This is a genomic window from Acinetobacter sp. RF14B (assembly GCF_006864105.1).
Lineage (GTDB): Bacteria > Pseudomonadota > Gammaproteobacteria > Pseudomonadales > Moraxellaceae > Acinetobacter > Acinetobacter lwoffii_C.
Genome location: NZ_SMTB01000163.1, coordinates 1 through 2,675, shown reverse-complemented (window position 1 = coordinate 2,675; position 2,675 = coordinate 1). Strand labels below are relative to the sequence as shown.

Genomic DNA, 2,675 nt, shown 5'->3' with positions numbered 1-2,675 from the left:
TTGCGAGATTAAAACATTTCCGTGCTATTGCTACCCGATTTGATAAGCTTGCACGAAATTATCAGTCTATGATTTACATTGCTTGCATGTTTATTTGGTGTAAAGCCAAATGAGGACACGCCCTAGTTTTAAAACCGGTTCCTGTGTCTTGATAGAAATGCCTCTAAAACTCATATTCCAATAAAAAAGCGACTCAGTTCAGCCGCTTTTTTATCAATAAGAACCCGCATGGATGAGTGATTAATGTGGCCACTGCCCCAGTGTTACGCGGTCATTTCCACCATAATCCTTCAGGGTACGTACCTGCTTATAACCGGCCTGAGTAAACAGCTGACGTACTGCCTCCCCCTGATCATAGCCATGTTCCAGTACCACCCAGCCATTCACCGCAAGATGCTTTTTAGCTTGCAGAATAATCATTTCAATATCAGCCAGACCCTGTTTGTCCGCAACCAGCGCACGTTCTGGCTCAGTCGCCAGATCTGGCATGTGCTCATCATCGGCATCAATATACGGCGGGTTAGATACGATCACATCAAAAAACTGGCGGCCTAATGGTTTTAGCCATGAGCCCAGTACAAACTGCACATGATTTAAATCATGCTTTTCAGCATTATATTTAGCGACTTCCAGTGTGGGTTCATAAATATCTGTAGCCGTCACTGCCCACTGAGGACGTTCAGATGCAAGAGATAAGGCAATCGCCCCTGTTCCTGTACCTAAATCGACCAGACGTGTATCTTCTGGCAGCTCCAGTTTCAGGACAGTTTCGACCAGCACTTCTGTATCTGGACGCGGCACTAGAGTATCTGGAGTCACTTTCAGATCCAGTGTCCAGAAAGGCTGTGAACCGGTGACATAGGCCAAAGGCTCACCCGCTGCAATACGTGCCAAACCTTCGATATAGGCCAGCTCCTGTTCTGCTGTCAGCTGCTGCTCTTTCTTCATTATCAAATCAAAAAAATCAATCTTGGTAATGTGCTCTAGCAGCCAGGCATTTTCCTGACGCTCATAACTTTCAGCTTCGCCGCGTAAGGCCAGTGCTTCTAAAATATTCATTAGCCACCATTCTGCTGTGCCAGCATTGCAAGCTGATCAGCCTGATATTCGCGCTGCAAGCTATCGAGCAGCTCGGTCAGATCACCTTCCATCACGGCATCCAGCTTATATAACGTCAGGTTAATGCGGTGATCTGTCATACGGCCTTGCGGATAGTTATAAGTACGGATACGCTCAGAACGGTCACCCGAACCCACCAGGTCACGGCGCATTTCAGAAGTCGCTGCATCAGCCGCAGCACGTTTGGCATTTTCCAGACGTGATGCCAGCAGCGCCATTGCCTTGGCTTTGTTTTTATGTTGTGAACGTTCTTCCTGACATTCCACCACCGTTCCCGTTGGAAGGTGGGTAATACGCACCGCAGAATCCGTTTTGTTCACGTGCTGACCACCGGCACCCGAAGCACGGTAAGTATCAATGCGTAAATCTGCCGGATTAATATCCACAGTCGTATCTACATCAATTTCTGGCAGAATTGCCACCGTACAGGCGGAAGTATGCACACGGCCCTGAGACTCGGTCGCGGGTACACGCTGTACCCGGTGCGCGCCACTTTCAAATTTCAGGCGGCCAAAGACACCTTCACCCTTTACAAGACAAATGACTTCTTTATAACCGCCATGCTCGCCTTCGTTTTCAGAAAGTATCTCGATACGCCAGCCCTGCGTTTCCGCATATCGACTATACATACGGAATAAATCGCCCGAGAAAATCGCCGCTTCATCCCCACCCGTTCCGGCACGAATCTCCAGATAAGCCGAGTTTGCATCATTCGGGTCTTTCGGAATCATCAGGATATTCAAGTCAGCTTCCAACTGCTCAGTCAGGGCTTTATTTTCCTTGATCTCTTCCTGTGCCATTTCCTTAAAGTCAGGATCGGATAACATTGCTTGCGCAGTTTCAATATCTTCTTCCGCCTGTTTGTATCTGCTCCAGACTTCGCTAATCTCGGTCAAGTCATTATGCTCACGAGACAATTGACGGAAGCGTTTGTTATCTGAAATGACTTCTGCATCAGCCAATAATGCAGTCAGTTCTTCGTGGCGGTCAGAGAGTTGGTCTAATCGTAAACGTAACGATTCTTTCATTTTCTAAAAAATCTCAAACATAGGCTGCAACTAAAACTCATTTAGCACAGCGAAATCAAAAAATTGCGCCTAGTTTAACGATTCTCTGGGTTAATGAACATCATTATTGAGTAAGTCCGCCTAGCAGATTTGTACGATCCTGAGATTTGTTAACCAATGTGATCAAAATGCTCGTGCTTGGTTTTTTTATAAGCGATTACATTCTTATTCTTCGCTCATTTTACAATTTGCCCAACAAAGCCAGCAAATATGGAGATTGATCTTCACATTTTTTTATGAATGATTTGTTACATTTTGCGCATCGAAATTAATTATAGTCCTGTAGGGACATGGAGTTGGACATGAAACTCAATGCAATTTTAATGAGTGCAGCACTTGCTGCCGGCTCAATGATGACTGTTAATGCACATGCCGACAGTACTGCACGCGTTGCAGCAGCCAGTGCTTTAGGCAGCGTTGCGGGTACGGCAGTGGGTAAAAATATGGGTGGTAATACAGGTGCAACCATTGGTGCCGTACTGGGCGGTG

The 2,675-nt window shown here is 46.3% G+C and carries 2 protein-coding genes and 2 pseudogenes; 2 read left to right on the top strand and 2 right to left on the bottom strand.

The window, feature by feature from the left end; translation table 11 throughout:
* Nucleotides 1-113 (top strand): annotated as a pseudogene (locus E2K52_RS15235) (IS5/IS1182 family transposase); the annotation flags it as partial.
* Nucleotides 114-240: 127 nt separating this feature from the next.
* Here the strand turns inward: E2K52_RS15235 and prmC are convergent.
* Both prmC and prfA read right to left on the bottom strand, forming a co-directional pair.
* Nucleotides 241-1,059: a peptide chain release factor N(5)-glutamine methyltransferase gene (gene prmC / locus E2K52_RS14065; RefSeq protein ID WP_151205635.1), complete on the bottom strand. Its 819-nt coding sequence runs from the start codon at nucleotides 1,057-1,059 to the stop codon at nucleotides 241-243.
* A complete protein-coding gene (gene prfA / locus E2K52_RS14060) occupies nucleotides 1,059-2,147 on the bottom strand; it encodes a peptide chain release factor 1 (protein WP_151205634.1) in 1,089 nt (362 codons plus the stop codon). Before prfA ends, prmC begins: the two co-directional genes overlap by 1 nt.
* 341 nt (nucleotides 2,148-2,488) lie before the next feature.
* On the opposite strand from prfA, the pseudogene E2K52_RS14055 reads away from it, so the two are divergent.
* A pseudogene (locus tag E2K52_RS14055) lies at nucleotides 2,489-2,675 on the top strand (hypothetical protein); the annotation flags it as partial.

Excerpts from the sequence above, each read along its gene's own strand:
- prmC (WP_151205635.1), bottom strand. The coding sequence starts at position 1,059 with ATGAATATTTTAGAAGCACTGGCCTTACGCGGCGAAGCTGAAAGTTAT.
- prfA (WP_151205634.1), bottom strand. The coding sequence starts at position 2,147 with ATGAAAGAATCGTTACGTTTACGATTAGACCAACTCTCTGACCGCCAC.